This is a genomic window from Lactobacillus sp. B4005, from assembly GCF_026536045.1.
GTDB classification, from domain to species: domain Bacteria; phylum Bacillota; class Bacilli; order Lactobacillales; family Lactobacillaceae; genus Lactobacillus; species Lactobacillus panisapium.
In genome coordinates, this window is sequence record NZ_JAFNOZ010000001.1 from 796,221 (window position 1) to 822,257 (window position 26,037).

General features: G+C 36.5%; 31 protein-coding genes. 9 read left to right on the plus strand and 22 right to left on the minus strand.

Annotated elements, in window-relative coordinates:
- Positions 1-4: 4 nt before the first annotated feature.
- The 4 genes from J3U73_RS03855 to J3U73_RS03870 all read right to left on the minus strand — a co-directional run bounded on the left by J3U73_RS03855 (position 5) and on the right by J3U73_RS03870 (position 1,425).
- Positions 5-484, minus strand: coding sequence for a siphovirus Gp157 family protein (locus J3U73_RS03855; RefSeq protein WP_267409633.1), 480 nt, complete (start codon positions 482-484; stop codon positions 5-7).
- Between the two features lie 216 nt (positions 485-700).
- Positions 701-1,039: a DUF771 domain-containing protein gene (locus tag J3U73_RS03860; RefSeq protein ID WP_267409635.1), complete on the minus strand. Its 339-nt coding sequence runs from the start codon at positions 1,037-1,039 to the stop codon at positions 701-703.
- Positions 1,032-1,220, minus strand: a complete 189-nt coding sequence (locus tag J3U73_RS03865; protein WP_267409637.1) for a hypothetical protein — start codon at positions 1,218-1,220, stop codon at positions 1,032-1,034. The genes J3U73_RS03860 and J3U73_RS03865 overlap by 8 nt, the downstream gene beginning before the upstream one ends.
- On the minus strand, positions 1,201-1,425 hold the full coding sequence (locus tag J3U73_RS03870) for a helix-turn-helix domain-containing protein (RefSeq protein WP_267409639.1): 225 nt from the start codon (positions 1,423-1,425) through the stop codon (positions 1,201-1,203). The genes J3U73_RS03865 and J3U73_RS03870 overlap by 20 nt, the downstream gene beginning before the upstream one ends.
- On the opposite strand from J3U73_RS03870, the gene J3U73_RS03875 reads away from it, so the two are divergent.
- Complete coding sequence (locus J3U73_RS03875) at positions 1,370-1,492, plus strand: hypothetical protein (RefSeq protein ID WP_267409709.1); 123 nt, start codon at positions 1,370-1,372, stop codon at positions 1,490-1,492. The two genes, J3U73_RS03870 and J3U73_RS03875, sit on opposite strands and share 56 nt — an antisense overlap.
- Here the strand turns inward: J3U73_RS03875 and J3U73_RS03880 are convergent.
- Entirely contained in the window at positions 1,489-1,734 is a 246-nt protein-coding gene (locus tag J3U73_RS03880; protein WP_267409640.1) for a hypothetical protein, read from the minus strand. The two genes, J3U73_RS03875 and J3U73_RS03880, sit on opposite strands and share 4 nt — an antisense overlap.
- Before the next feature lie 61 nt (positions 1,735-1,795).
- Between J3U73_RS03880 and J3U73_RS03885 the strand changes: the two genes are divergently transcribed.
- A complete protein-coding gene (locus J3U73_RS03885; protein ID WP_267409641.1) occupies positions 1,796-2,143 on the plus strand; it encodes a hypothetical protein in 348 nt (115 codons plus the stop codon).
- Here J3U73_RS03885 and J3U73_RS03890 read toward each other — a convergent pair.
- The 4 genes from J3U73_RS03890 to J3U73_RS03905 are packed head-to-tail and all read right to left on the minus strand — an operon-like array spanning position 2,140 to position 3,638.
- Positions 2,140-2,346, minus strand: coding sequence for a Thoeris anti-defense Tad2 family protein (locus J3U73_RS03890; RefSeq protein WP_267409642.1), 207 nt, complete (start codon positions 2,344-2,346; stop codon positions 2,140-2,142). The two genes, J3U73_RS03885 and J3U73_RS03890, sit on opposite strands and share 4 nt — an antisense overlap.
- A gap of 5 nt (positions 2,347-2,351) precedes the next feature.
- On the minus strand, positions 2,352-2,576 hold the full coding sequence (locus J3U73_RS03895) for a hypothetical protein (protein ID WP_267393056.1): 225 nt from the start codon (positions 2,574-2,576) through the stop codon (positions 2,352-2,354).
- Positions 2,577-2,590: 14 nt separating this feature from the next.
- A complete protein-coding gene (locus J3U73_RS03900) occupies positions 2,591-3,433 on the minus strand; it encodes an ORF6N domain-containing protein (protein ID WP_267393058.1) in 843 nt (280 codons plus the stop codon).
- On the minus strand, positions 3,426-3,638 hold the full coding sequence (locus tag J3U73_RS03905) for an XRE family transcriptional regulator (protein ID WP_267393060.1): 213 nt from the start codon (positions 3,636-3,638) through the stop codon (positions 3,426-3,428). Before J3U73_RS03905 ends, J3U73_RS03900 begins: the two co-directional genes overlap by 8 nt.
- Before the next feature lie 227 nt (positions 3,639-3,865).
- Here J3U73_RS03905 and J3U73_RS03910 point away from each other — a divergent pair, with 227 nt between their 5' ends.
- The 4 genes from J3U73_RS03910 (at position 3,866) to J3U73_RS03925 (ending at position 6,579) form a co-directional block, all read left to right on the plus strand.
- Positions 3,866-4,249: a helix-turn-helix domain-containing protein gene (locus J3U73_RS03910; RefSeq protein WP_267409644.1), complete on the plus strand. Its 384-nt coding sequence runs from the start codon at positions 3,866-3,868 to the stop codon at positions 4,247-4,249.
- Between the two features lie 7 nt (positions 4,250-4,256).
- On the plus strand, positions 4,257-4,643 hold the full coding sequence (locus J3U73_RS03915; protein WP_267409645.1) for an ImmA/IrrE family metallo-endopeptidase: 387 nt from the start codon (positions 4,257-4,259) through the stop codon (positions 4,641-4,643).
- A gap of 72 nt (positions 4,644-4,715) precedes the next feature.
- Positions 4,716-5,330 carry an SLAP domain-containing protein gene (locus J3U73_RS03920; protein WP_267409646.1) on the plus strand — a complete coding sequence of 205 codons (615 nt, stop codon included), beginning with the start codon at positions 4,716-4,718 and terminating at the stop codon, positions 5,328-5,330.
- A gap of 121 nt (positions 5,331-5,451) precedes the next feature.
- On the plus strand, positions 5,452-6,579 hold the full coding sequence (locus J3U73_RS03925; protein WP_267409647.1) for a tyrosine-type recombinase/integrase: 1,128 nt from the start codon (positions 5,452-5,454) through the stop codon (positions 6,577-6,579).
- A 225-nt stretch (positions 6,580-6,804) separates the two neighbouring features.
- On the opposite strand, the gene J3U73_RS03930 is transcribed toward J3U73_RS03925, so the two are convergent.
- Both J3U73_RS03930 and J3U73_RS03935 read right to left on the minus strand, forming a co-directional pair.
- Entirely contained in the window at positions 6,805-7,125 is a 321-nt protein-coding gene (locus J3U73_RS03930) for a hypothetical protein (RefSeq protein ID WP_267409648.1), read from the minus strand.
- Between the two features lie 434 nt (positions 7,126-7,559).
- Positions 7,560-8,141, minus strand: a complete 582-nt coding sequence (locus tag J3U73_RS03935) for a hypothetical protein (protein ID WP_267409649.1) — start codon at positions 8,139-8,141, stop codon at positions 7,560-7,562.
- 666 nt (positions 8,142-8,807) lie between these two features.
- Here J3U73_RS03935 and J3U73_RS03940 point away from each other — a divergent pair.
- Positions 8,808-9,845: a PTS sugar transporter subunit IIC gene (locus tag J3U73_RS03940; RefSeq protein WP_220268151.1), complete on the plus strand. Its 1,038-nt coding sequence runs from the start codon at positions 8,808-8,810 to the stop codon at positions 9,843-9,845.
- A gap of 102 nt (positions 9,846-9,947) precedes the next feature.
- Here the strand turns inward: J3U73_RS03940 and J3U73_RS03945 are convergent, their stop codons facing one another.
- From J3U73_RS03945 to J3U73_RS10880, 3 genes are all read right to left on the minus strand, one after another.
- On the minus strand, positions 9,948-11,570 hold the full coding sequence (locus J3U73_RS03945; protein WP_220268152.1) for an amidohydrolase: 1,623 nt from the start codon (positions 11,568-11,570) through the stop codon (positions 9,948-9,950).
- A 16-nt stretch (positions 11,571-11,586) separates the two neighbouring features.
- Positions 11,587-12,774 carry an MFS transporter gene (locus J3U73_RS03950; protein ID WP_220268153.1) on the minus strand — a complete coding sequence of 396 codons (1,188 nt, stop codon included), beginning with the start codon at positions 12,772-12,774 and terminating at the stop codon, positions 11,587-11,589.
- Positions 12,775-12,975: 201 nt separating this feature from the next.
- Entirely contained in the window at positions 12,976-13,977 is a 1,002-nt protein-coding gene (locus J3U73_RS10880; protein WP_323848366.1) for a helix-turn-helix transcriptional regulator, read from the minus strand.
- Positions 13,978-14,183: 206 nt separating this feature from the next.
- Between J3U73_RS10880 and J3U73_RS03960 the strand changes: the two genes are divergently transcribed.
- The gene (locus tag J3U73_RS03960; RefSeq protein ID WP_220268154.1) at positions 14,184-14,540 is read left to right on the plus strand and encodes an arsenate reductase family protein; all 357 of its coding nucleotides are present in this window, start codon (positions 14,184-14,186) and stop codon (positions 14,538-14,540) included.
- Positions 14,541-14,641: 101 nt separating this feature from the next.
- Complete coding sequence (locus J3U73_RS03965) at positions 14,642-17,044, plus strand: Xaa-Pro dipeptidyl-peptidase (protein WP_267409650.1); 2,403 nt, start codon at positions 14,642-14,644, stop codon at positions 17,042-17,044.
- Between the two features lie 101 nt (positions 17,045-17,145).
- On the opposite strand, the gene carB is transcribed toward J3U73_RS03965, so the two are convergent.
- From carB to J3U73_RS04005, 8 genes are all read right to left on the minus strand, one after another.
- The gene (gene carB / locus J3U73_RS03970; RefSeq protein ID WP_267409651.1) at positions 17,146-20,328 is read right to left on the minus strand and encodes a carbamoyl-phosphate synthase large subunit; all 3,183 of its coding nucleotides are present in this window, start codon (positions 20,326-20,328) and stop codon (positions 17,146-17,148) included.
- On the minus strand, positions 20,321-21,406 hold the full coding sequence (locus tag J3U73_RS03975; RefSeq protein WP_267409652.1) for a carbamoyl phosphate synthase small subunit: 1,086 nt from the start codon (positions 21,404-21,406) through the stop codon (positions 20,321-20,323). The genes carB and J3U73_RS03975 overlap by 8 nt, the downstream gene beginning before the upstream one ends.
- Positions 21,407-22,681, minus strand: coding sequence for a dihydroorotase (locus tag J3U73_RS03980; RefSeq protein WP_267409653.1), 1,275 nt, complete (start codon positions 22,679-22,681; stop codon positions 21,407-21,409).
- Positions 22,681-23,637: an aspartate carbamoyltransferase catalytic subunit gene (locus tag J3U73_RS03985; RefSeq protein ID WP_267409654.1), complete on the minus strand. Its 957-nt coding sequence runs from the start codon at positions 23,635-23,637 to the stop codon at positions 22,681-22,683. The genes J3U73_RS03980 and J3U73_RS03985 overlap by 1 nt, the downstream gene beginning before the upstream one ends.
- Positions 23,638-23,804: 167 nt before the next feature.
- Positions 23,805-24,344 (minus strand): bifunctional pyr operon transcriptional regulator/uracil phosphoribosyltransferase PyrR, encoded by a 540-nt coding sequence (gene pyrR / locus J3U73_RS03990; RefSeq protein ID WP_267409655.1) that lies wholly within the window; start codon positions 24,342-24,344, stop codon positions 23,805-23,807.
- Positions 24,345-24,684: 340 nt separating this feature from the next.
- Positions 24,685-24,948 (minus strand): hypothetical protein, encoded by a 264-nt coding sequence (locus J3U73_RS03995; protein WP_267393296.1) that lies wholly within the window; start codon positions 24,946-24,948, stop codon positions 24,685-24,687.
- Between the two features lie 121 nt (positions 24,949-25,069).
- The gene (locus J3U73_RS04000) at positions 25,070-25,426 is read right to left on the minus strand and encodes a hypothetical protein (RefSeq protein ID WP_267409657.1); all 357 of its coding nucleotides are present in this window, start codon (positions 25,424-25,426) and stop codon (positions 25,070-25,072) included.
- A 91-nt stretch (positions 25,427-25,517) separates the two neighbouring features.
- Positions 25,518-25,886, minus strand: coding sequence for a hypothetical protein (locus J3U73_RS04005; protein WP_267409658.1), 369 nt, complete (start codon positions 25,884-25,886; stop codon positions 25,518-25,520).
- Between the last annotated feature and the right edge of the window lie 151 nt (positions 25,887-26,037).

Here is a 26,037-nt window from a genome sequence, read left to right on the forward strand (position 1 = left end):
CACCTCAATTAATTACAGTTTTACGATTAGGTTCGAGATGCGCTCCCGGAATATTGACACCGTCTTTCAAATCGCTGTATAGCTTGCGCTTATCGATTGATAGAACTTCTTTCTTAATGTGATAGTTATCAGGCAATTTGCTTTCGTCAGAAATGATGGTTTTCTGCCGATAATTTCGGGGTTTAAGAATGTAGTGCTCAGTTTTGACCTGCTTAAGACCTGCATCATCAATTACCTCAGTCATATAATTAAGCAGATTGTTTTTTTGATTTTCAAAATGTCGTTTCTGTTCAGTCAATTGCTTGATTTTATTAGTTAAAAAATCAATATCCGCCGAATCACGTTCAATCAATCCAGCCAAGCCATCAAGTTTTGCATCCCTAGTTAATGCCAAAGAGTCTAGTGTGTCCTTTAACATTTCAGGATCTAAATCATCCTTATCTGCAATTTGTTTAATCGCATCGTTTATTTCAAATAACTTCATGTGTTATAATCTCCTTAGATATGTTTTATTAAGTCCGTTTGCCGACGGGCTTTTTTTATGTTCCGGGAAGAAATTCCGGTTGTGAGAGAACATAGATCGCTCCAACTAGCCCAGCAATCACTGCTAGCAATGAGATTGTTAATGACCTTCTGGTGGTCAGATGCACGTCTGTGTAGGTGTTTAAAAAATGCTGCCATTTGATTAATATCCTTTCTATTAAGGTAATTTTGCGTTCCAATCTATTTCACCTCGATGTGTTTCCATCCATTCCGCTGCTGGTTTTTCAAAAATAAAAGTTTTGCTCCCTTCATCACTTTTCCTTGGATTAACTACCCAGCCGCCATTTTTAAAATCTACTTCTGGAAATTCATCAAAAATGAACAACCGAATCCATGGCATTGCTTTACCACCACAATATTTCTGAGCGAATTCTTTCATTTTGATAGTTTTTCCCTCGGTGCTTTCTACTGGAGCGTAGCCACGTTTCTTCATGATTTCATCAACAGCTATGGTAAGTATGTTTAGTGGAATTGGTAATTCAACAAAATTATTCACTTTTTATCACCTCCTTTTTAGTTGGAATAAAGATTTCATTACATTTAATTTCTGGATTACCATATTTAGGCTTCAACTCATAATTTGCGTATAAGCCGATTTGCACTGTCCTGATTTCTTTTCTTCTAATTAATTCAGAAATTAATCTTTGACTTGAAACCTTACTTAAATTGCTTTTCATTCTTATTCACCTCCTTTCTCAGTTGATCAAGACTGATGTTAAGTGCATCCGCAATTTTGCATGCATTCTTAAATGATATTTCAGAGCCGTTTTTATAGTTATTAATCGTGCTCCAAGCTAATGCAGTAACGAGAGAGGGGTTGCATGCCGTGAAGCGTGGATATAATAATTCAATTACTAATGTGGCAGCAGCTTCTTCACACAATAATTTAAAGGCAGCAGTTCAAGGTAATTCATTCAATCAAGTCATCCCTAGTGAATGGCTTTTTTAAATATCTCCAGATTCCTTAAAAAGCTCTTCTAATCCTTCCAATTTGTGGAAAAGGTTCTGTTCAATTTTCTTTTTATAAACCTTAATCATTTTTGACTTGAAAGCTGACCACTCTTCTGTCTGTTTAACTTTAGAAAATAATTGATTAGCCCCACTATCATCAGTGGTTAGACTTTCGAAATCTTTTTCAAAGCACCGTTCTGCTTCTTCATTAATCTGATTGATTAACCAATCTTTATCCATCGTGTTTTCCTTTCTTATTTTTATCCTATAATTAAGTCATCCCACTAAAGGAGGTGATTTTATGACGTTTGATGATTACAACTTAACCAAAGACGCGAAATATCTGATTTCTGTTTTATACAAAGAATATTTATCCCGTAGAAAGCAAGGCAAGTCTAAAAATGAATCTGGCTTCTTTTTAGATGTCAGAGATGTGCAGGAACTTGTCCCTCATTGGTCTATAGATGACACCACAACAGTATGTAATGAACTGAAAAATAAAAAATTAATTGATTGCAGGTATGGCAGCAACAGACCGATAAACATTCATTTGACTACCGATGCAATTTTCATGCTTGAGAACAAGTTTAAGAACAATGTGAAAACTGTAATTGGGTACATAAAAGATTTTAAAGACATCTTTTTTTAACCAATCACATACCAATCATTAGCTGTAATATCATTTAAATTTGGTTCCCATCTCGGAGTTATCGTCTTATAATCGGGACTAAGTATTAGAAAACATTCAGTAGTATTAGTCCCAATAAATATTGCAGGTCTAGATCCATCACTCTTTCGCGCGATACCTCGACCTGTTTTTTGTGCTTCCAAAGCTGCATCTCTGATATTCATTTCTGTCACTCCATATCTTCATAGCGGTCAAACCATTCTTGTTGATTTGCTAAATCCAATGCCTTTTCTGCGACTTCACGCCATAGATGAGCTGAACCATACTTAACGCCATCTATTTCAGTAAATGCAGTATTGTCTTGCTGTGCCCACTCAACTAATTGCTCAAGTTCAGCAACATTATTCATCATTTTTTTATCGTGCTTATCAAATTCTTTTTTTGTATATTTCATGTTTGAATTTCTCCTTAATATTCTTTTTCCCAAACTTTGTACTTAATCGCAAAGTCCTTAACCACCGCCATATATATTTGCTTAAGTCTCTTGTCAGCATCAATTACGTCTAGCCTATTCAAACGATCAATTGCTGACTTGCATGAACCATTAAGTGCCATTCTTTGCCTTAAATTAGTCAGTCTAGTTTTTAAGTTTGAACCTGCTCGTGCATCTACCTCTTTATAAATGTCACCTTGAATTTGTTGGTAAGCTCCAAAACCACCTTCTGTTTTAGCCATTTTGTGAATTAAGCCCTGTGCTGTTTTACGCCACTCGGTCGTATTTAAACTTACGATTTCAGTAATGTTGTCTAACTTTTGATCTACTCGTTTTAGTTCGAGTTCATTTCTTGCGGCATTATCAAAAATCTTTTTGAACATTTGCAAGTCCGGGCTTAGTTCATCAAACATTGATACATCATTTTTAATTGTTTTTCTCATATTAAAGTAGTTATTTACCAACTCATCGTATATGTCCCATGCCTTGTCATCGTCTAAGATTTTTAATAACTTTGCATAGCCCCGTTCTGATAGTAAATAAACGTGTTGTGTTCTGTTGCTACCAATCCAACCATTTTCTAGAGCTAGATTTCTAAATCGTTCAGAACGATTTAGAACATCAATCAAATCAATATCATTCCTAAATCTATTTATATTTCTATTTATCAGCTCATTAATTTCTCGATTTTCTCTACCGTGTATCCGTGCAATGTCTTTAACGAGCATTGCCTTTTTGTTTTTGCCAAACCCGCCTTCAATTCCAGTAAACTCAATTTTTCCGATATGTTCTTTCCCAATAACTTTTAAATCATTCATTGACTTTATCCTTTCTAGCTAAGCTAAATAAATACTGTGTAGTTACTCCAAGATAATCTGCAACTTCTTGCAATGAGTCTGCTCTTGGAACACTTTTATTCCATTTACTAATCAAGCCATTTGATAGATGTAAGTCTTTTTCTATTTGGTAAATCGACTTATCATTCTGATTTGCCACAGTTTTGACTGCTGTATATAGCGACATGCTATCACCTCTTTTCTAAAAATCTAATATTTTCTAAGAAAATATACATCCTTCATTGACACAGCACCGAAAATATTCTATTATTAAAGCGTAACAAATAAGGCTCGAATAGCCGTTTTCGGTATTGATTTTTTGAATGTTTTCATGCTTCCCTAAGCACATTTAAATATTAACACCGATTATTTTCGGAGTCAACAATAAAACACAAAATATTTTCGGAGATTAATATGGGACGTAAAAATAAAGCCACCGTTTCTACTATATATAGTAGAATATATGAGTTAGCAAGTCAGCATAAAATTAGTCTAGCAGAGCTTGAGAGGTCTTTACAATTTTCTAATGGGATAATTTCAACATGGAAATCGTCCAACCCTTCAATAGACAAAATATCGAAAATCGCTAATTATTTCGATGTTTCCACCGATTACCTTTTGGGCAATACTGACGATCCTACACCTGCTACTAAGACTTCTAATAATGATGAACTCGAATGGCAAGACTTAGGCATGGCTTATGGTGGACAAATCCCCGATGAATTGAAAGACATGTATCGAGCTATTGCTGAAGAATATATTCGAAAACATCCAGAAGCCTTGAGAAAGGACAAGTAGCAGCTATATGGAAGATTTATTAATGTGGTTATACGATTACTGCTTTAAATACAAAATTGGAATCGCGTTTATTTCTTACATGAATCCTAAGGATCCTTCTGTTTGCTATAAATGGCCAAGACTTATTATTTACAACGAGAAATGGTATGACTCGAATGAAAAGCCATTTATCCTAGCTCATGAAATTGGTCATATTATCAATGGAGATCCGGTTTGTTATAGTCATGATTATAACAATATTAACAAAAGCGAGAGCATAGCAAATAAGTTTGCTATCCGTCTGCTAAAACAATATTGTTACGAAACAGATATTGAGTTTGAAAGCAAATATCAATTCGCTGAAACTTTTGGAATACCACGTCGTTTTTATTATCTATTAGATGATGTTGCCTGATAGAGAGGATATCTTTCGTCCACCACACCAGTGACGTAAAACCTATGGCAGATTTTTGAGAGGTAAACTGTTATGAAATTAAAAAAGTTAATGGCAACTGGATTAGCTGCTGTTTCCATATTAGGAGCTACTGCTACTACAGTCAGTGCTGCTAAAATGCAATTAGCTAAAAAGGCTTATGTTTACAACATAAAAGGCAGACGGACTAAAAAGCATTATGCCAAAAACAAATCAATTAATGTTATTGGTAAAAAGAAAATAAAAGGCAGAAAGTTTTATAAGATTGGTAAGAACAAATATATTTTGGTCAAAAACTTTAGTAAACCGACTGTTCCAGAAACGCCAGCGAAACAACCTACTCAAGAGCCTGCAAAAGAGCCTTGGCAATCAAAGCATCTAGTCGATAATGAAATAGGTTTAGTAGCACAAATTAAAAAAGCATTTACTTTGCAAGGTGATGACAAACTCGAAGCTTACAAAGAAATTGCCGTTCAAATGAATATGTCTCCTGATTCTGTTACAGCGTCAAATCAGAAAGATTTTGAGCAAAAACTTCAAAATTATGTGAATTCAATGGACTCAGCAAAGGATGTGATTGAAAATCCTTCACAACAATCTATAAAAGATCATGATCAACAAATGAAGGATGAAGCCAATAAATTTGGAGATTTTATAAATAATAAATAGTAAAGCAAAAAAGTCCATAAGAACTCGTCTGGAAAACTAATTCTTAAGGACTTAATGAAAGTGACTTCGGGCTCATGCCTTTCGTCTACCATATTTTACCATATAAATAAGGAGTTTCAAAATGGCTGTATACAAGCGTGGTAATAGCTGGACTGTGCAAGTTTCTTGGTATATAAGTGATCCAGATACTAAATCCGGAAAAAAGAAAAAATATAAAACCAAAGGCGGTTTTAGAACTAAGGCTCAAGCAAAAAAATGGGAAAATGAACAGATTTTAGCCAAAAACAAAAACAATATTACAAATGAAAATCCAGTTTTTGCTGATTATTTTTGGAAATGGGCAATGACGTATCGCATCCCTGGCAAAACAGATGGTACCAAAAGAAGATATACTTATATTAACAATGTGGTTAAAAAATATTTTGGTACTATTAGAATAAATGATATTAATCGCTCTGTATATCAAAATTTCATCAATGAATATGGTAAAAATCATTCCAAAGTAACGATAAAAAAGCTTAATGGTATCTTAAGGTCATGCGTTTCTGATGCGTATGAAGAAGGTATTATTCCACAGAATTTTACTAATCGAATTAACGAAGTCTGGAATGAAACAAGGGCACGATACATTGAATATTTGTCAATTAAAGAAATTCAGTCTTTACTTAAGGTTACCCAAAGCAGTCTAAATCGAAAGCATACGACTCCTTATGCGATTTTAACTGCAATAGAGACTGGTATGAGGGCAGGCGAAATTTTGGCTCTTAAATGGTCTGATATTGACGAGAAAAAGCAAACTATTAAAATTAGCAAGTCATATGATTACATATCTAAAAAAATAAAGCCGCCTAAAAATGAAAGCTCTAAGAGAGTAATCTATGTTTCAAAATCTTTATTAAATACCTTAAACGAACTTAAAGAAAATAACCAAGAATTTATTTTCGCGAAATTAAATGGTGAACTACCTACTGATAATGCATTAAATAAAGCTCTGAGATATCGTTTGAAAGAGGCAAATATTTCTAAAAAAGGTTTTCATTTTCACAGCTTGCGACATTGCCATGTTGCATATTTAGTTGCTCACCACGTTGACTGGTATGAAATTAGTAAACGGTTAGGTCATTCTAACATTGGGATTACCATGGATACTTATTCATACATGATTGACGAAATGAAGGCTACACAGCAAAAAATACTCGCAAATGCCCTAGATTCAATGAACGAGCCGCAAAAATTACACTTAGCATAAGTTGGCTAACATTTGGCTAACATCAATGTCTGAAAACACTGATATGAGTGTATTTTTACGGATTGCTAAATGACCACCCGGATCATTATTTATAATTAAGACAAGTTTTACTAGATAGTGAAACTTGTCTTTTTATTTTGCTAATAACTTATGCAACAGTTTGCTTAATACAAGAAAGCAGCTGTAATTATCAAAACCACAGCTGCTTTAATTGGCGAAAATTGATTAATCTTCTTTTTGAAATTTAGCCAAAATAGCCTTTTGTCTATGAGAACTAACTCGGTAATAAGCCGAAAATAGTCCAGCAAATGTGAAGACAATAACAGACCCAAGCAACCACCAGCCAAAATGAACTAAATGGAATTCTTCCAAGAATTCGTCAAGTGAACAGATCATTTTAAGCCAGCCACCAAGACCAACAAAATACCACGCTGTGGCTTTATTTGTAAAGCTAATCGCAGTTCGAAAATCATTATCATCTTTAATTATCGTTTTCAAAACTTTTTGGGCACGACTTTTCTCAAAATGAATTTTTAGATTTGGCATTATCCAATACCACGGAGATATTTTGGCAATAGATTTGCTAGAATTATCGAAATCCTTAACGAACCGTTTATAATCAGAAAGCTCCATTAACCCTTGGTTTAGTGGAAATGAAAATAAAAGCCAATCACCAATTAGACTTATAAAGTTAATGAACAAAGAAATAATAATCACCCTTTTTAAAAATTTATAATGCTAAAAATAACATGAAACTAGTATTTTTGAGTCAATTTTACTCTTTCAAAACTACTAAAGTTAATTATAGCGAAATAAATTTATTAACGGGTAAAAACCACTTTTATTTTAATGGGTGACAGTTATTAAACACTTAAAAGTGTAAATAGAAAAAAGCTGGCTCAACTAAATTTGAAAACACATAATATTTTAGTTGAGACAACTTTTATTAAACCCTAAGCAACTAGCTTACAATTAGCTAATTACTCTTTTTTATTATATTCATTCTTAAACTTATTTAACATTGCTTTTTGCCGCTTTTGACTAACACGGTAATAACCTGAAAATAGTCCAGTGAAAGTCAAAAGAACTGTGCCCACAATTAACCACCAGACGCTATATAGATGTACTTCATTGAAGAAATCATACAAAGATGAAATCATCTTAAACCAACCACCAAGAGATACAAAATACCATGCAGTCGTCTTATCAATAAAGCTCATTGCTGTCCGGAAATCTTCATCATCTTTAACAAACTCGCGTAAAATCTTTACCGCACGTTTTTTCTCTAGGTGGATCTTCCAGATCGGCGCAAACCAATAATAAGGTGAAATTTTAGCTTCAGACTTACTAGACTGGTCAAATTCTTCTAAGAAACGATCATAGTCATAAAGTTCCATCAATCCTTGATATAAAGGAAACGCAAAAAGTAACCAGTCACCTAATAAACTTAGAAAATTAATAAATTCAGATATTTTAATCACTTCTTTTGAAAAACTTGAGTACTTTGGAAGATTCCAAATACCTCCTAAATATGTTAAAACAAATTTTAGATTATTTTTCAATATTTACATCTGATTAATAGTTATTGCTTAATATACTCAAAATAGGATGTAGCAGCATTTTCAATGATAAAAATATTAAATTAATTAAAAAAACAACAAAGCACTTTTAACATGATCACTCAAGAAAATTGCTACTTTTTCTTTAGCTAACTTCAGTAATGATTCTTCTTTAGATCCCTATTAAATCAAACTTCTAGTAATTGACGAAATAATCTAAGTTAATGGTTACTATAAATAGTAATTTGTTTTGATTATCATTCCCCCTCTATGTATTTTACAATTATAACATGAATACCGCCTAATCCTTTCTTTGACATACTTCAGATATATATTTTTGATGATTAGCTTGAATTATCGAAGGCCTCTCCGTTTTTGAATAATTTTTTTAAACTTGCTTTTTTATTTTTTCTTTAGTATGATATTGCTTAAATATTTATGAGAGGTTTACTATTATGACTACATTGAAAAAAATCAATCAACAACAAGTTAAATATTATTTTTGGTACTTTGACTATTTGATCTGAGTGCCTATTAGTTGTTATCCTAGCACACAGTTCAACCAAGAATGACAATTGTGTGTTGGGATGGTTTTTAAACAGTACCTTCTTCTTAAAAATCGCACAGTTGTCGTCATCTGTGCGATTTTTTATTGGAGAAACAGAAAGAATGAAAACTTTTAAAAAAATTGGATTAGATACCTTAAACGGGCTTTCAACAGGAATTGTCGTAGCCTTGATTCCGGGAGCATTAGTTGGTCAATTAGTTAAAATGCTATTGCCACTTTGGCCCGAGCTAAATTTTATTTTAGTCTTAACTTCCTTCGCCTCTGCCCTTCTACCTGCTATTAGTGCTGTTTGCGTAGGCATGACTGGAAAACTATCGCCAATTCAAACTTCATCAATGGCATTGGCAGCAACTGCTGCAGCGGGCAATTTCAACATGATCAATGGGAAAATAGTTGTTATCGGCAACGGGGATGTCATTAATACCGCAATTACAATTATGATTGCATACAGCCTAATTTTATTCCTAGGTAAAAAACTTAGGGCATACACTATTTTACTTGTACCACTAATCGTTCTGCTTGTAGCTGGTGGTATTGGCTGCTTAACTCGCATTCCTGTTGGTCAAGCAACTAAGTTAATTGGACTTGGCGTAGAGAATCTGACTAAACTACAGCCTATTCTAATGGGTTTTTTCATGGGTGTTGTCTTTGCACTGCTTGTGGTGTCACCAATTTCGTCAGTCGGAATTGCAACAGCAATTAATATTTCAGGCATTGCTGCTGGATCCGCAAACCTCGGTATTACGGCAGCTGCCTTTGCCTTAGCTATTTTTGGTTGGAAGTCAAACTCTTTCGGTACTTCTATTGCACATTTTCTTGGTTCACCTAAAATGCAAATGGCTAACTTACTTATCAAACCCAAGTTATTAATTCCGTTAATGATTAATGCTGGCATCATGGGAGTATTGGGCGCTATTTTTAACATTCAGGGTAATTCGATGAGTGCTGGCTTTGGCTTTTCAGGTTTAATTGGACCTGTTGCTGCAATGGCGAACCGTCCAACTAATTTTAGCAATATCGCATTAATGACGATCTTATTCTTTATCTTACCAATCATTCTGGGTTTGATTGCTAATTACATTTTAAGTAACAAACTAAACTTCTTTAGCAGTAAAGACTTTGAATTAGATTTTAACTAGTAAGAACGACATTAAACTAAAAAGGCCCATTAAAGCCAGCAACACTTTAACTTGTGTTTGAAACTCAGTTAAACATTTCTGGCAATAATGGACTTTTTTCAATTAGCGCTTGTAAACAATTTTACCATCCGCCATTGTTAAAGTGACTTTAGCAAAGCGAATTTCATCAGTTGGAATTTTAAATAAATTACGATCAAGGACAACAACATCGGCCAATTTGCCCGGTTCTAATGTACCTAAATCTTTTTCAAATGATTCTGCATATGCTGACCATTTGGTATATGCGCGCAAGGCTTCAGCTAAGGTAACTGCATGCTCTCGGAAATAGCCACCCTCAGGTTTCCCTTCATTTGGTTCGCAACGTGATACGGCTGCATAAATTGTCCAAATAGGTTTAATTGAATAAACTGCCGGGAAATCTGAGCCAAAGGCCAGATGGGCCTTTGCATCTAAAATTTCTCGATAAGGCCAAGCTTGTGAAAGACGTTTTTGCCCGATACAGGGTAAATAACCACCACTCATGTAGTCACCAATACAATGTTGCGGCTGGACGGCACACATCACATTTAATTTTTGGAGGCGATCAATATCATCTTGCCTAATAGTGTCAATATGTTCTAAAGAATTATGCAGAGTAAGCTTTCCAAGTTTAGACTGTGCATTCTCAAACGCATTTAGAGCCATTGAGCTAGCCTTGTCACCAATAGTATGAATTTTAACCGGATAGCCCGCTTCTTGTGCATCTAAAACATATTGGTTTAATTGTGTTTGAGTAAGAGAAGTATCGCCATAAACCCCCGGATCATTGTCATATTGTGTACTTAATAATGCAGTATGCGCTTCAATTACACCATCTAAAACCTGCTTTAAACCTGCGACCCGGTGCTTATCAGTATGATACTTTTGTTTTAATTTAATAGCCCCTTCCAAGTCGGTCAATGAAGGAAAAGAAGAGATCCTAGTCGTCAGTTCGTTTTCTTGCTCAAGTTCTGCGAAGATTTCAGGAATATTATGGTTAATTAAGCCAGAAGGATAAACATCTGCAACGGAAGTGATCCCTAATTTACGGAAATGCTTTAAACACTTCAATAATGATTGCTTTAATGTTGGAACATCTAAAACTGCATCCATCATTGCTTTAGATGCAGGTGGTTCATATAAAATGCCATTTAACTCGCCATTTTTATCATGCCCATATATTCCTCCCTGAGGATTTGGGGTATCCTTTGTGATACCCACTTTTTTTAAGGCAATATCATTACACCAAACTGAATGTAAATCAAAGGAATTAAGACAAACGGGTCTATTAAGATGCAACTTATCAAGTGAATCTTTTGTCGGCGTATGAGGATGATCCCAAACTTCTGAATACCAACCAGTACCATATATCCATGGGTTTTTAGGATGTGATTTAGCAAAATCATTTACCTTCTGAACACATTCTTCTTCACTTTTGCAGTCCATCATCTGAATACAGAAATCGGGATCATTTTGAACTGCTCCTAGTGACAAATGTAAATGAGAATCGTTAAATCCGGGCATAACTAAATGGTCACCGCAATTAATAATCGTTGTGCTTTCGCCAATATAGCCTGTCATTCGATCAACGGGAATAATCTTCATTATGCGGTTATCTTTTATTAAGAGACAACCTGCAATTGGTAAATCATTATTACCCGTGAAAATGGCAGTTCCTTTTAAAATATAATCTGCTTTTTGCACCATGATTTGATCTCCTTTTCTATTTTTTGGCTTTTTGACCAATTTCTGGTAACGCTAAAATACAAATAATTGATAGTCCAAAAACCAAGGATTCTATTCCTAAATTTTTAGCATAGTCATTACCTGCAATCTTAGAAACAAGAATGGGAATGATATAAGAAATTAACATTGAAACTGTTCCAACAATGCCTCCGGCACTACCTGCATATTTTTCGCCAATTTCCGGAAATTGAATTGGCATTGCTTGAACAATCGGTCCACTAATAGCTGTAAAGAAGCCATTAATTACCAGCATTGCCCATAAGAAAAAGCCTGCTGGTGTATACCAGGTAAAGTACATAACAATAGCTCCAATCAACGTTGTTACGGTTAAAAACATTTTGTAGCGGCCAAGTTTATTGCACCATGCAGGACCAATTAAAGAGCCAAAGAAACTACCAACGGTTACAACTGCTGACATTACGCCAGCAGTTTTATTAGTAATTCCCTGTCCCAGTGTGAGAGCTTGCGGTAAAAAGCCAGCATATGCTGTTGTTGAGGCAATTCCCAACCCAGCACAAATCGAAACAATCCACGTATTTTTACTTTTAATTGCCACTTTGAGATATTTAGCGGTTGGTTCAGCAGGAGGCAAAGACTCCCCTTTCGGCGTATCCCGAACGAACATTATCCAGCAAATTGTTAGTATCAATAATGAAACTGACGAAAACATATAGGCAGAATTAACTGATGGAAACCATGAACTTGTTATCTGGGCAAGGGTAATTCCAAGACAGGAAGCCGCATAAAACACTCCCATTGCTGAATCAGTATCCTGCTTAAACCATGTCCCAAGAACTTTGATTAGATTTGCATTTAACAATGAAATAAAAATTCCACACAAAAGTAACATAATCATCATCATCCAGAAATTAGCCGCAATAAAACGGCCAAAAGCTCCAACCACAGATAGTACGCATCCTACAGTAATTACCTTTTTCGATCCAAATTTATCTCCTAAAGATCCTGCAGGAATACTGAGGATAACTGCAACCAGCATTGGAGCCATTAACAAGCTTGAAAATTCTGCTGTAGTAATATGAAGTTGGGGCATTATTTCAGTTGCCAACGCTGAAACCTGAAATTGAATATAATTTGCAATAAGGCACAATAGACTAACGATAGTGAGAATTACCCATCGATAGCTAGGTAATTTTTCTTTTGCCATAATTATTCTCCTTTTCTTTTAAATCCACTCACTTTAAGTGAATTTTCTTTTCGAAAATTTATTTAAATGGCAAACAATGAACCGAGCAATCAACTTTGGTAACATTTTGGCTAAACTACAACCTTAGTTTGGGATACTAAACTATAGTGATAGTAGTTAAAAAGCACCTTCAAAGTATTGCTTTGAAGGTGCTTTTTAGAATTATTTACCTTGATATTCCATAAAAATATGCATTAACTGACTTCGTCGATCAACAGCCAATTTTTTATAAATACTATAAATGTGTGATTTAACTGTTCCCACTGAGATAAACAGTTCATCAGCTATTTCTTGATTTTTCTTTCCCTGTAGGACTAAACGTAAGATTTCAGACTCCCGTTTAGTCATTTTATAATATTCACAGAAATCGATAACTTGATTCTCCTCGTTAGCATTTTCTTTTTCATGAATCATTGCTTGATACTGGTTCATTTTTTGTTGAAGAAGGTTTTCTAATTGGTTCTTATTGGCTATTTCTTCCTCTTTTTTAGCAAACCAGATAATTAAAAGGGAAATAATAATTGAAAATAAATCTTCACTAAAGCCAATAATTTTCATGTAAGACAATAGTTTACTAAAAGTCGGTATGTCTAGCTTATGAATAATGAAAAAAACCACACCTTCAATTACTGAAAGAATCATTAAAATTGCAGTTAGTTCTACAGCATTATCATAATCTTGTTTATAATAGAAATTTTTGTCTAAGTTTTTAGAATAAATGGCATAAATTAGGCAAAGAAATAGGATTCCAAGATCTTGCACACTTCTTTGCAAAACAGACGTACCAGTATTACTGTAAAAAGCCAAAACTGCCACAATATCTATTAACGTAACGACAATAATTGGCAGATAAAAGAAAAAGCGTGGTTTTTGCAAGAGCATGCTAGACATTAACTTGACATAACAGCACCCCCCAATTAAATAAATAAGAACCCTAATTAAACAGTAGGCTCGATTATTAATCTGTAACCATGAATTACTCATTTTTAAAATATCAAAGGAAAATGCAGTCGTACTATCAATAATTAAAATAACGTATAGCAAAACTGCATAGTAAAAAAAATTATTTCCTGTAGCTTTATATGCATAACCAGCGACGTTAATAACCCATAGATACAGAATAATAAACCCAATATTATAAATATAAACAAATATTTCTTGCAAGTAACTCACCTCTATATTTTTTTAATAGAATGTAACAGGACATTTAAATCATACAAAAGTATACGAGTTCATCATAATACTTTTTAGCAAATAATTTGTCATTATGATTAAACTTACTTAATTTTTAGTTATTAGAATTCCTCTAAAAGTATAAATTTTTAAGTACTGCTATAATAAAGCATGAATAAATATGAAGGGAGCTATTAATGATAAAGTTTTATGGTTACAAGCGTTGTTCAACTTCCAGAAGTGCACAAAAATGGCTAAAAGACCACGATGTAGACTTTGAGCTACAAGACTTAGTTGAAGAACCACCAAAAAAAGAGGATTTGGTTAAATGGATGAGTGAGCACCAAGACCGCGGCTTAAAGTATTTCTTTAATACCCATGGTCAAGACTACCGCAAACTTCATCTTAAGGATAAAGTTGACCAAATGTCAATTGATGAAGCGGCAGAGCTAATGTCCCAAAATGGTAAACTGATCAAAAGACCATTAGTTGTGGATGGTAAAAAATTAACTTGTGGTTTTAACGAGGAGCTATACCAAAATACTTGGTTATAGTTTTTAGCCCAAACGAGTCTAACGACTCGTTTTTTACTTCAGACCAACTTTCTTATTTTAATCATAACAGGTAAAATAAGTAGTTAAAAAAGGAGCTTAGCATGAAATACAATCAATATGCCTACGTTGAAACTGACTTTAATACTCAGGTTAAAGAACTAATTAATATCAAATTCTTACCTAGCAACTATCAAACTCTATCATTTACGGATCTTTTAAAAGTAATGTCTGAAAACGCCATAGCTGAAGTTGCTCCAGATGCTGAAGATGCACGTCAAGCAAAACTAACCGAATTTGCTGTTTCTTCCGAGCAAACTTTAGCGGATTTTCTAACGCAGCAGCCTGAACAAGAAACTGCCACGCAGTTTTATAATGTTGCTTTGCAGCTTTTGGGCTATCATGTTCATTATGATTATGACTTAGATGATCCCCTGAAATTGATGAAAAAGCAGGCACTACCGTTTTTAACTAAGTTTGAAAACAAGGATGATTTGATTCAGGGTTTTTACCGCCTACTTAATACTCGTGCCAAAAATGGTCAATTACTAATTGACGTCATGGCAGGCAAAGGCTACTTTTATAACCGACGTCAGCTATTTGACAGTAATAAGTTTGTTTTCTTAAATGGTAAAAGCCTACCAGTTTTTGCCACTAGTAAAATAATCAGAGAAGTTGTTTACGTTGAAAGCGACTTAGATACTGATAATGATGGGCACTCAGACCTTCTCCAAGTTACTATTTTTAGGCCATTTGAGAGCCAGAAAATGCCAGTACCAGCATTGTATACAGCCAGTCCGTATTTTGGCGGTATCATTGCCAACGAAAAGCGCAATCACAACGTCGACGAGAATTTAAGCGATGCTACTGAATGGACTAATCCCAAATATGTTCCTTCTAATCAGGTAACTGCTAAAAAGCCAACGGGTACAAATTCACCTGCCAATCAGGCGATTGAAAATGCCGTAGGTAAATCATCTTACGGTCTTAATGAGTACATGTTAGCCCGCGGGTTTGCCAGTGTTTTTGCCGGTGCAATCGGTACACGTGGAAGTGATGGCTTGCGCATCACGGGAGCACCAGAGGAAACAGAAAGTGCAAAAGAAATTATTGAGTGGCTTCATGGTGACCGAATTGCCTACACTGATCGCTCACGCAAACACGAAACAACCGCTTTTTGGTGCAATGGTAATATCGGCATGACCGGTCGTTCTTATTTAGGAACTTTGCAAATCGCAATTGCAACCACTGGTGTTGCCGGTTTAAAGACCGTGGTTTCTGAAGCAGCCATTTCGTCTTGGTACGACTATTATCGTGAGCACGGCTTAGTCATTGCCCCGGAAGATTGTCAGGGAGAAGATCTTGATTTACTCGCTGAAACTTGCCAGTCAAATCTTTGGGATGCAGGTGATTATCTCAAGATTAAGCCCAAGTATGACGGGATGCAAAAAGATTTATTGACAAAAAGCGATCGAACAACGGGACAGTATTCAGATTTCTGGGAAAAGAGAAATTACCGGCATCAGACAGATGGCATTAAGTGTTCTTGGATTAGCGTTCACGGTTTGAATGATTGGAATGTTAAACCTAAAAATGTCTATAAGATTTGGCAAAAGGTTAAGAACTTGCCAATTAAACAGCACCTCTTTTTGCATCAGGGACCACATTACAACATGAACAACCTAGTTTCAATTGACTTCACTGATTTGATGAACTTGTGGTTTGTCCATGAATTACTTGAAATTGACAATCATGCCTACGAGCAATGGCCAACCGTAATGATTCAGGATAACCTAGAAGCAGATAATTGGCATGAAGAAATTGATTGGAGTAACGATCTTGGGCAAAAGACGGTTTACTATCCGACTGATGACAGCGAATTGCAAAAGGATGGCAACGGCAAACAGCATCTAAGTTTCATTGACCTTGGCGGCAAAGAATTTAAAGAAGCTAAAATTACGGAAAGCGACTGGCAGTATAAGTTTATCTGCGGTGATGAAAAATGGGCCAAACCAAGTTTGCGGTTTACCACTGACGAGTTCATCCATCCCGTAACTATTGTCGGTCGACCTCAAGTCAAGGTTCGCGTATCTTCAAGTCTTAATAAAGGCCAGCTTTCCGTCGCATTAGTAGAAATGGGCGACCGTAAACGCTTGACTCCTACTCCTAAATTCATCATGCCTGGCGGACAAGAGCTCGGCTTTCGGTTTGGTCAAGATACATTACAAGAATTTCAACCTGATAAGCTGACACATGCTAAGTTAATTACGAAAACTCACATGAATTTACAAAATTATGCCGATTTAAAACGGCCTGCCGCTATTAAACCAGGAGAATTCTATGATCTGACTTTTATGCTGCAACCAACATACTACCAGATTCCGGTTGGTAGCAAGCTCTGTCTGATTATCTATTCAACTGATCAAGGAATGACTAAGAGACCACTAGAAGAAACTACCTATACAATTGACTTAGCTGGAACTGAAATCAATTTTAGTCAAAAATAGGAATTAGATTTAAGAAATAAATTTTGCACTAAAAAAGAGCTAGATCTTAATCTAGTTCTTTTTTGTTTGGTAAATTAAATTGTAGTTTTATGCTAAACAGCCTAGTTTAAACTAGTTGTTGAAAATGACCGGTTCTCTAGAGCGGTTAAGAGAGCCCTAGCGGTGTCCAGACTAGTTAAAAGTGGAATATTTTGCTGAATTGCAGCTTGCCTAATGATAAAACCATCTGAATTTTTGGCAATGTCGTGCCCCATAGTATTAATGACTAAATCAATTTGTCCAGTCCGAAATTCTGCTAAAATATTATTTTCTTTCTGTTCGTGAATTTTGCTTACCTCGGTAACATATAGACCATTTTCTTTAAGAAAAGCTGCCGTTCCGCTAGTTGCAAATATTCGGTAGCCAATTTGGGCAAATCTTTTAGCGATTGGCAAAATTTCTTGCTTATCCCTATCCTCAATCGTTAATAACACATTACCACTGTCAGGAATTTGCATATTAGCACCGGAAAAGGCCTTATACAGAGCTTTAGGGAAACTTAGGTCACTGCCCATTACTTCACCGGTTGATTTCATTTCGGGTCCCAGATAACTGTCAACATCGGACAGCTTACTAAACGAAAAGACTGGTGCTTTAACACTAATCATTTTTGGTTCTGGAGCTAACCCATCTTCAAATCCTTGTTCACGTAAACTCTTACCCATAATTACTTTAGTTGCAACCTGGGCCATTTCAATACCAGTAATTTTACTTAAGAAAGGAACAGTCCGACTAGCTCGTGGGTTCACTTCAATGATATAAATCTCACCGTCACGCTCAATTAACTGTAAGTTCATAATGCCATGGCAATTTAGTTTCAAGGCTAATTTCTTAGTGACTATGGCTATTTTTTGTTTGATTTCAGGGGTAAAAGTTTGCGCTGGATAAACAGCCATTGAGTCACCGGAGTGCACGCCCGCATGTTCAATATGTTCCATAATTCCGGGAATTAAAACCGTTTCACCATCACAGATAGCGTCGACGTCACATTCTTTGCCATCAAGGTAATCGTCAACTAAAATCGGGTGACTAGCTGCTATATCCACGTGATTTCGTAAATAATCTTCTAGTTCGCTTTCAGTATAAACAATTTCCATTGCTTTACCACCAAGCACATAACTTGGTCTAACTAAAACAGGATATCCTAATTCTTTAGCGGCTTTAATAACGCCATCATGAGTGGTGGTAGTGATGCCTTGCGGTTGCTTAAGATTTAGCTCTTTAACCACTTGATCAAACAGTTCCCGATCCTCTGCTCGATTTAGATCAGCCACAGTTGTTCCCAAAATCTTAATACCGTGATCTTCAAGCCCAGCTGCCAGATTGATGGAGGTTTGACCACCAAACTGGATAATTACCCCTTCAGGCTGCTCAAGATCACAAACATTTAAGACATCTTCTAGTGTTAGAGGTTCAAAATAAAGTTTGTCAGAAATTGAAAAATCGGTTGAAACTGTCTCAGGATTTGAATTAATTACAATCGCTTCATAGCCCATTTTTTGAAGAGCTTTAACACAATGAACGGTTGCATAATCAAACTCTACACCCTGACCAATTCTGATTGGACCGGATCCAACAACTAAAACAGACTTCTTGCCGGTTTTTTCACTTTCATTTTCACCATCATAGGTTGAATAAAAGTATGGCGTTGTTGACTCAAATTCAGCTGCACAAGTATCAACCATTTTGTACACCGGAATAAGATGATGCTTTTTACGCAAATTGCGGACATCATCTTCTGTTTGCTGCCATAATTTGGCAATCGTTGCATCACTAAAGCCGTATCGCTTAGCATTTTTTAACGTAGCAAAATCGCTCGGCTTAGCTGCGATTTCTTTTTCTAGCTCAACTATATGTTTAACAATATCTAAGAAATAGTAATTGATCTTGGTAAGTTCATGAACATCCGACATTGTATAGCCTCTTCTAAATGCCTCAGCAAGATAGAAAAGACGGTCATCCTGGACCTTTACCAACTTGTTTTCAAGATCTTCATCACTAGCATGATGGGCCTGGGACGAATAAAAATCTTTTTGATCAATTTCTAATGACCGAACCGCTTTTTGAAATGCTTCTTCGGCCGTGCGCCCAATTGCCATTACCTCACCGGTTGCCTTCATTTGAGTACCTAATTCACGGTCTGCCTTAGTAAATTTATCAAACGGAAAGCGTGGTATTTTGCATACTACGTAGTCAAGAGCAGGCTCAAATTCCGCAAAGGTAGTCCCAGTGACGGGGTTTTTAATTTCATCCAGAGTTAAGCCAACAGCAATTTTGGCAGCCATTTTAGCAATCGGATAACCAGTGGCTTTTGAAGCTAGGGCTGACGAACGAGAAACACGGGGATTAACTTCGATAACATCATAATTAAAACTGTTGGGATCAAGAGCGAGTTGGACATTGCATCCCCCTTCAATTTTCAGTGCCCTAATCAAGCGTAAGGAGCAGTCCCGCAACATTTGATACTCTTTATCAGATAAGGTTTGCGATGGGGAAAAAACAATCGAGTCACCAGTATGCACGCCAACAGGATCAAAGTTTTCCATACAGCAAACAATCATGGCATTATCATCATGGTCACGCATTACCTCAAACTCAATTTCTTTATAACCAGCAATTGAACGCTCGATTAAGCACTCTGTCACCGGCGAAAGCTCTAAACCATTTTTGGCAACACTGGCTAATTCTTCGCGGTCGTTACAAATACCGCCACCCGTTCCGCCCATTGTAAAAGCGGGACGAACAATAATTGGGTAACCAATTTCATCACCAAACTCTAAGGCTTCCTGAACCGTCTTTACACTTTTAGATGGCGGTACTGGCTCACCCAGTTTTTGACAAAGCTCTTTAAATTTTTCCCTGTCTTCTGCTTGCTCAATTGACTCAAGTTTAGTTCCTAATAATTCAATATTGAGTTCCGTCAAAATACCGCTTTTAGCTAAGGACAAGGCCATATTTAACCCCACTTGTCCGCCTAAAGTTGGCAGAATTGCATCGGGGTATTCTTGACGAATGATGCGGGAAACTGAATCAACTGTCAACGGCTCTAAATAAACCTTATCGGCAATTGTCATATCAGTCATGATCGTGGCAGGATTCGAATTGACCAAAACCACTTCATACCCCTCTTCACGCAATGCTAAGCAAGCTTGCGTTCCTGAATAATCAAATTCGGCAGCCTGGCCAATAATAATCGGGCCAGACCCAATAACCATAATTTTTTTAATATCAGTTCGTTTAGGCATGATTTTCAGTTTCCTTTCTTTGATCAATCATCTGCATAAAGTAGTCAAAAATACCTTCCTCATCGTGTGGTCCAGGTGTACTGTCTGGGTGAAACTGTACTGAAAAGGCTGGATACTTTTTATGGCGCAAACCTTCAACGGTACCGTCATTAACTTCAACATGCGTAATCATCAGGTTATCGGGATCAATTGATTCGCGCGCAACAGCATAGCCATGATTTTGGGAAGTAAAGCCAATATTACCGGTTGCGATTTCCCTTACTGGATGGTTAAAACCACGGTGACCGAATTTCATTTTATAAGTTTTAGCACCATTGGCTAAAGCAAAGACTTGGTGACCCATACAAATGCCCATCAAAGGAATTTGTTTTTCCACCTTGCGAACCATTTCAGCCGCAGCGCTCATTTCTAAGGGGTCGCCCGGTCCATTCGATAGTAAAACACCGTCTGGCTTTAATGCTAGAATCTTTTCTGCCGAAACAGTATAAGGCAAAACAACGCAGTTACAATCACGTTTTCCTAATTCACGTAAAATACTATTTTTTAGTCCAAAATCGACCACCACAATGTTGCGCTTTGATCCTGGTACGGGATAAGATTTTGAAGTTGAAACGCGGTCAATCACTCCTTTAGTGACATTTAATTGCTGCAACTGTTCAGCAATCTCTTTTGCTTCAGCTTTATCAGAGCAAATTTGACCACGCATGGTGCCGTACATTCGTAGCTTTTTAACTAAAGCGCGCGTATCAATTCCCTGAATTCCAGGAATATCCAAGCTTTTCAGAAATTTAGGCAAAGTTGTTTGCATCCGCCAATTATCTGGATGACGTGCTACTTGGTGACAGATGACACCCTTAATTCCGGGCTCCAATGATTCGTAATCTGCTAAGGTAATACCATAATTACCAATTAGCGGATTAGTAAAAACCAGAATTTGATCTGCATACGACTGGTCCGTAATCGCTTCTTGGTAGCCAGTCATTCCAGTTGTAAAAACAACTTCACCTTTGGTTTCACGGTCACTGCCAAAACCTTCACCCTCAAAAATACTTCCATCTTCTAAAATTAAATACCTCATTTAATTTCCTTTCTTTTGGAAGACAATTTCACCTGCCACCATTGTCAGTTCAGTTTGTCCGTATACTGAGTCACCAGTAAAAGGTGTATTTTTACCCTTTGATAAATAATCCTGTTCCTTTATTTGCTTTTCATGCGCTAAGTCAAAAATTGCTAAATCAGCTGGCTGACCAAGTGCTATCTTACCAGCGTGTAGTAAGTTAAAAGCGGCTGCAGGTTTAGTAGTAAGCCAACTCAGTAATTGCGTTAAAGTAAAAATCCCGGGTTTAACAAAATGTGTGTACAGTTCGCTAAAGGCAGTTTCACTTCCCGTAATGCCAAAAGCCGCTTTGGCAAATCCGCCCTGTTTATCTTTTGCTGTGTGTGGTGCATGGTCAGTAGCAATCATGTCAATTGTGCCATCAAGTAAACCCGTAATTAAGGCCTGTTGGTCGGCCTTAGATCTTAGTGGTGGATTCATCTTATATTGTCCTTGGTTAGCGATAATATCTTGGTCAGCTAATAACAAATGATGCGGTGTTACTTCACAAGTCACATGAATACCCTTTTGCTTAGCAATTCTGACCAGTTCAACACTAGTTGCGGTTGAAACATGACAAATGTGGTAGTGGACACCCGTTTTTTGCGCTAGTAATAAATCACGGGCAATTTGGGTGGTCTCAGCTAATTCAGTGACTGGTCGCAATTCAAACTCATCCGCTTTGGTTCCTTCATTGATCACACCAAAGTTAAACAAAGAATCATCTTGGGCATGTTCTGCAATAACCAGATCATTTTCTTGCGCTTTTTGCATTGCCAAATACATTGTCTGGGCTTCTTGAACACCTTTACCATCATTACTAAGAGCAAAACAACCTGCTTGTTTCAAACTATGATAATCAGGTAGTTCAGTTCCTTGCTCATCGACTGTAATTGGGCCGTATTGCAAAATATTTACTTGGCCATTTTCCCGATTATTTTTGACCATTTTACTCATTAATTCGGCAGTGTTGGGAACCGGTACAACATTAGGCATTGCCCCCACCGTAGTAAAACCACCTCGAGCAGCCGCTAGCGACCCGGTTTGCACATTTTCCTTAGCGGTTTGTCCTGGATCACGATAATGTACGTGCATATCCACTAACCCTGGGCTTACTAACTTGGCATTGGCATTTATTTCATGTTCGGCTTGCAAATTAGTACCGATCGCACTAATTACACCATTTTCAATTAATAAATCTCCTCGCTCAATCTGATCCCCTAAAAATAGCTGACCGTTTTTAATTACCGTCGCCATTATGAAAGTCCTCCTAATTTGCGTCCACGAAGAACTGCCTCAATCATCGCCATTCGCATAAACACACCATTTTCCATTTGACGAACAAAGCGTGACTTGGGGGCCTCAACCAAGTCCCCTGCAAGTTCAACATCATGATTAATTGGACCCGGGTGCATAATGATGGCGTCATCCTTCATGGCCTGATAGCGCTCTTGATTAATGCCATATTCTGCATGATACTTTTTAGCATCAAATTTCGACTCATTAGGGTCACCCGCATGGCGTTCATGTTGAACACGCAAAAGCATCATGACATCCATCTCTCTAACCAAATCATCAAGTTTCTTAAATTGACCATAACGATCATATTCTTTGTCATACCAGTATTCAGGGCCGGAAAAGTAAACTTTAGCTCCTAGCTTAGTAAGAAGTTCCATGTCACTTTTAGCAACCCGAGAATTAGTAATGTCACCGACAATTGCGACCTTTAGATCTTTAAAGTGGCCAAATTGTTCATAAATCGTCATCATATCCAGCATGCATTGTGATGGGTGCTGACCGCTGCCATCACCAGCATTAATTACCCCAATAGCCAAATGGTGACCTTGACCTGGATGAATCAGCTTTTCATAATATTCATTCTCAGAATGTCTGATTACTTCAATATCAATCCCGAGAGCCTGCATGATTAACGAAGTATCATATAATGTTTCGCCTTTTTTAGTAGAACTGTGAGATGGGTCAAAGGGAATTACAGTTAGGCCCAAACGTCTTTCTGCCATTTCAAAACTGGTATGAGTTCGACTAGAATTTTCGAAAAACATGTTAGTAACATAAACTGGTTTAGTAAGGTGCGGACTCGCACCACCATTTTTGAAGTATTGTGCACGGTCAATTAAGGCCTCTACTTCTTCGACACTTAAATTTTCCACACTGACAAATGAAGGTAAGGTAACTAAGTTAGTTGTTTTCATTGTTTAAAACTCTTTCTTTTGTAAAAAAATAAACCTGAAGCATTAATTTCGCTCCAGGCTTATCAAAAGGATTTTTTCGGTGCAACAATGTGCATGACGAAAGAAACTCAAACCCTTCTGACCCTCTCTGGAGCCAATTAAATGGTTGAATTAATTAAAAGTATTAATCATGATAATGGTTTTAATTCGACACTATCTTTTTGGTCGATTTCTTCAACGTGAACAGCAACTTGCTCATGCGATGAAGTTGGGATATTTTTGCCGACAAAGTCAGCACGAATCGGCAATTCACGGTGACCACGATCAACCAAAACGGCGACCGCAATTGAACTTGGCCGGCCAGCATCCATGATGGCGTCCATCGCGGCACGAATAGTTCGGCCAGTAAAGAGCACATCGTCAACTAACACAACATGCTTGTTAGAAACATCAACGCCCAAGTCCGCGTTATTGACAACTGGATCTTGCTTAAGCGAAGCATCATGGCGATCATCACGGTAAAGCGTAATATCAAGTTGGCCAATTGGGACATCTACACCTTCAAGCTTTTGAATGCGATCATGAATTCTTTGTGCCAGATAAACACCACGCGTTTTGATGCCGACTAAAACTAAATACTCAGTTCCCTTATTATGTTCAATAATTTCATAAGTAATTCGCGTTAAGGCCCGCTTCATTGCGAGTGCATCCCAAATTTCTTTTGCCATTTTCTTCTCCTCTTACTTCTTCGCCCATGAAAAAAGCACCTAATCTGCTTGAGACTAGGTGCTTCCTAAAAAGTCAATACTTAATTGAGCTTGCCTTGCTAGCCTCACGGGACTAATTTAAAAGACATTAATCTAGTTAAATATACGAGATGTTGGGCAAGTTGTCAATATAAAAATCGTTTATTTGTAAAATATATTATTTAGCCTGGATAGTAGACACTAACTTGATTGAAATCAAGAAAAAATCTTAATTTAAAAAAGGAGCAGAAACTAAGATAGAAAACCCAGATAAGAAACATAACTGGCTTTTTAAAATTTGGACCTTTTAATTCTTGCAGTTTCATCCTTTGACAAAATAAATAACCCAAAGCATCATTGCAGAAACTATAAGAGTGACCGCCGCGGCAACCCCTTTAAATTTCGTGCTAGTCGTTTTGTTAGCCAAGAATTCACTGCCAAATGCTGTTATGAAAACAAATAAAACAAAAAATGGCGCCAGCCAGCCTGGTTTAAAATCACTCTTAAACGAACCACCTACGCTAGTCAACACAGCTAATATAAAAAAAGTCAGAGTTACAGAATAATCTTTTATTGCTTTTTGCATTGTGTCTCCCCTTTACTTTAATTAAAACCAATTATCTTTTGTAATGATCTTTTAGCAAAAATGTCTTATACACTGTTAACTAGCTACTTTCCAAGCTTATTTAATTTCAATTGACTTCTAACTAAAGTATTTCAAAAAAGACCATGCCTAAAACTAAGATCGGCCAATCAATGTCAGGAATTATTTTTTTCAGAAACAAGAGGTCAAGCGCGGCAAAGATAATCATAATAAGCCCAATAACTCTTTCCCATTTCTGCAAAGAAGATAGGCGTGCGCCGACTTCATGAGGATAAAATTTTTTAACCACTTTTTGGCTAAAAGACAGAGCGAAGAAAATTACTCCAAGCCCAACCCAAAAAAGCAGGTAAAATAACCCTTGTTTTGAGTTAAAATCAGAATAATTAACTATTCCAACAAAAACTGCAAAAAAAGCGGTAATTCTCATTATCTGCTTGCCCGTAAACTTAGAAGTTAACATCTCTTTTTACCTTAAACCTTTTTAATCCTTTTCACCGTTAATAATAATTTGTTTGTAAAAATCGATCACTTTAAAATGCCAAGTAAAAAAATCATTTCCAAAGAGAAAAGGCAGCCTCAGCAGGAAAAAGTGCAAATAGCAACCCGGTATCAAGTGTTATTAACGGAACTGTCTCATTATCTAGCATAAAGCAAAATAATGATACTGCAATCAACACTAAACCTAAGCCTCGGTCGAATTTTTGATTAGAGGATAATTGCGCATTTTTTTCGGGTATTTTTGCAACAATCTTGGGAATAAAAGAACCCGCCAAGATTAAAAGCCCAATAATTAAAAATGTTATCAGGTATGTTGAACGGAAATTAGAACTTGTATGATAATATCCAAATAAACCTAGCAAAAATTGGACAGCTGCCATTAGCCACATTCTGACTTTACTGGCTAATTTTAACTCAAACATAATTAATTTACGCCGCCTTTAATTCCAATTACTAAAAACAAAAATTAAATAGTATTTTTATTATTTAATAATATTATAATACAGCCAGAAAGTAAAGCTGCCTATTAAATAAAAAGCGCAAGCTTCCCGAGCGGATTTTGCGTTTTCCTGA

What these genes read in the sequence shown, in the direction of transcription:
- J3U73_RS03975 (WP_267409652.1), bottom strand. Translation starts at nt 21,406, where the DNA reads ATGAGGTATTTAATTTTAGAAGATGGAAGTATTTTTGAGGGTGAAGGT.
- J3U73_RS04005 (WP_267409658.1), bottom strand. Translation starts at nt 25,886, where the DNA reads ATGTTTGAGTTAAAATTAGCCAGTAAAGTCAGAATGTGGCTAATGGCA.
- J3U73_RS03855 (WP_267409633.1), bottom strand. Translation starts at nt 484, where the DNA reads ATGAAGTTATTTGAAATAAACGATGCGATTAAACAAATTGCAGATAAG.
- J3U73_RS03900 (WP_267393058.1), bottom strand. Translation starts at nt 3,433, where the DNA reads ATGAATGATTTAAAAGTTATTGGGAAAGAACATATCGGAAAAATTGAG.
- J3U73_RS03930 (WP_267409648.1), bottom strand. Translation starts at nt 7,125, where the DNA reads ATGCCAAATCTAAAAATTCATTTTGAGAAAAGTCGTGCCCAAAAAGTT.
- J3U73_RS03995 (WP_267393296.1), bottom strand. Translation starts at nt 24,948, where the DNA reads ATGCAAAAAGCAATAAAAGATTATTCTGTAACTCTGACTTTTTTTATA.
- pyrR (WP_267409655.1), bottom strand. Translation starts at nt 24,344, where the DNA reads ATGGCAAAAGAAATTTGGGATGCACTCGCAATGAAGCGGGCCTTAACG.
- J3U73_RS03915 (WP_267409645.1), top strand. Translation starts at nt 4,257, where the DNA reads ATGGAAGATTTATTAATGTGGTTATACGATTACTGCTTTAAATACAAA.
- J3U73_RS03945 (WP_220268152.1), bottom strand. Translation starts at nt 11,570, where the DNA reads ATGGTGCAAAAAGCAGATTATATTTTAAAAGGAACTGCCATTTTCACG.
- J3U73_RS03890 (WP_267409642.1), bottom strand. Translation starts at nt 2,346, where the DNA reads ATGAATATCAGAGATGCAGCTTTGGAAGCACAAAAAACAGGTCGAGGT.
- J3U73_RS03980 (WP_267409653.1), bottom strand. Translation starts at nt 22,681, where the DNA reads ATGGCGACGGTAATTAAAAACGGTCAGCTATTTTTAGGGGATCAGATT.
- J3U73_RS03985 (WP_267409654.1), bottom strand. Translation starts at nt 23,637, where the DNA reads ATGAAAACAACTAACTTAGTTACCTTACCTTCATTTGTCAGTGTGGAA.
- J3U73_RS03880 (WP_267409640.1), bottom strand. Translation starts at nt 1,734, where the DNA reads ATGGATAAAGATTGGTTAATCAATCAGATTAATGAAGAAGCAGAACGG.
- J3U73_RS03905 (WP_267393060.1), bottom strand. Translation starts at nt 3,638, where the DNA reads ATGTCGCTATATACAGCAGTCAAAACTGTGGCAAATCAGAATGATAAG.
- J3U73_RS04000 (WP_267409657.1), bottom strand. Translation starts at nt 25,426, where the DNA reads ATGTTAACTTCTAAGTTTACGGGCAAGCAGATAATGAGAATTACCGCT.
- J3U73_RS03920 (WP_267409646.1), top strand. Translation starts at nt 4,716, where the DNA reads ATGAAATTAAAAAAGTTAATGGCAACTGGATTAGCTGCTGTTTCCATA.
- J3U73_RS03910 (WP_267409644.1), top strand. Translation starts at nt 3,866, where the DNA reads ATGGGACGTAAAAATAAAGCCACCGTTTCTACTATATATAGTAGAATA.
- J3U73_RS03885 (WP_267409641.1), top strand. Translation starts at nt 1,796, where the DNA reads ATGACGTTTGATGATTACAACTTAACCAAAGACGCGAAATATCTGATT.
- J3U73_RS03960 (WP_220268154.1), top strand. Translation starts at nt 14,184, where the DNA reads ATGATAAAGTTTTATGGTTACAAGCGTTGTTCAACTTCCAGAAGTGCA.
- J3U73_RS03940 (WP_220268151.1), top strand. Translation starts at nt 8,808, where the DNA reads ATGAAAACTTTTAAAAAAATTGGATTAGATACCTTAAACGGGCTTTCA.
- J3U73_RS03865 (WP_267409637.1), bottom strand. Translation starts at nt 1,220, where the DNA reads ATGAAAAGCAATTTAAGTAAGGTTTCAAGTCAAAGATTAATTTCTGAA.
- J3U73_RS03965 (WP_267409650.1), top strand. Translation starts at nt 14,642, where the DNA reads ATGAAATACAATCAATATGCCTACGTTGAAACTGACTTTAATACTCAG.
- carB (WP_267409651.1), bottom strand. Translation starts at nt 20,328, where the DNA reads ATGCCTAAACGAACTGATATTAAAAAAATTATGGTTATTGGGTCTGGC.
- J3U73_RS03925 (WP_267409647.1), top strand. Translation starts at nt 5,452, where the DNA reads ATGGCTGTATACAAGCGTGGTAATAGCTGGACTGTGCAAGTTTCTTGG.
- J3U73_RS03950 (WP_220268153.1), bottom strand. Translation starts at nt 12,774, where the DNA reads ATGGCAAAAGAAAAATTACCTAGCTATCGATGGGTAATTCTCACTATC.
- J3U73_RS03895 (WP_267393056.1), bottom strand. Translation starts at nt 2,576, where the DNA reads ATGAAATATACAAAAAAAGAATTTGATAAGCACGATAAAAAAATGATG.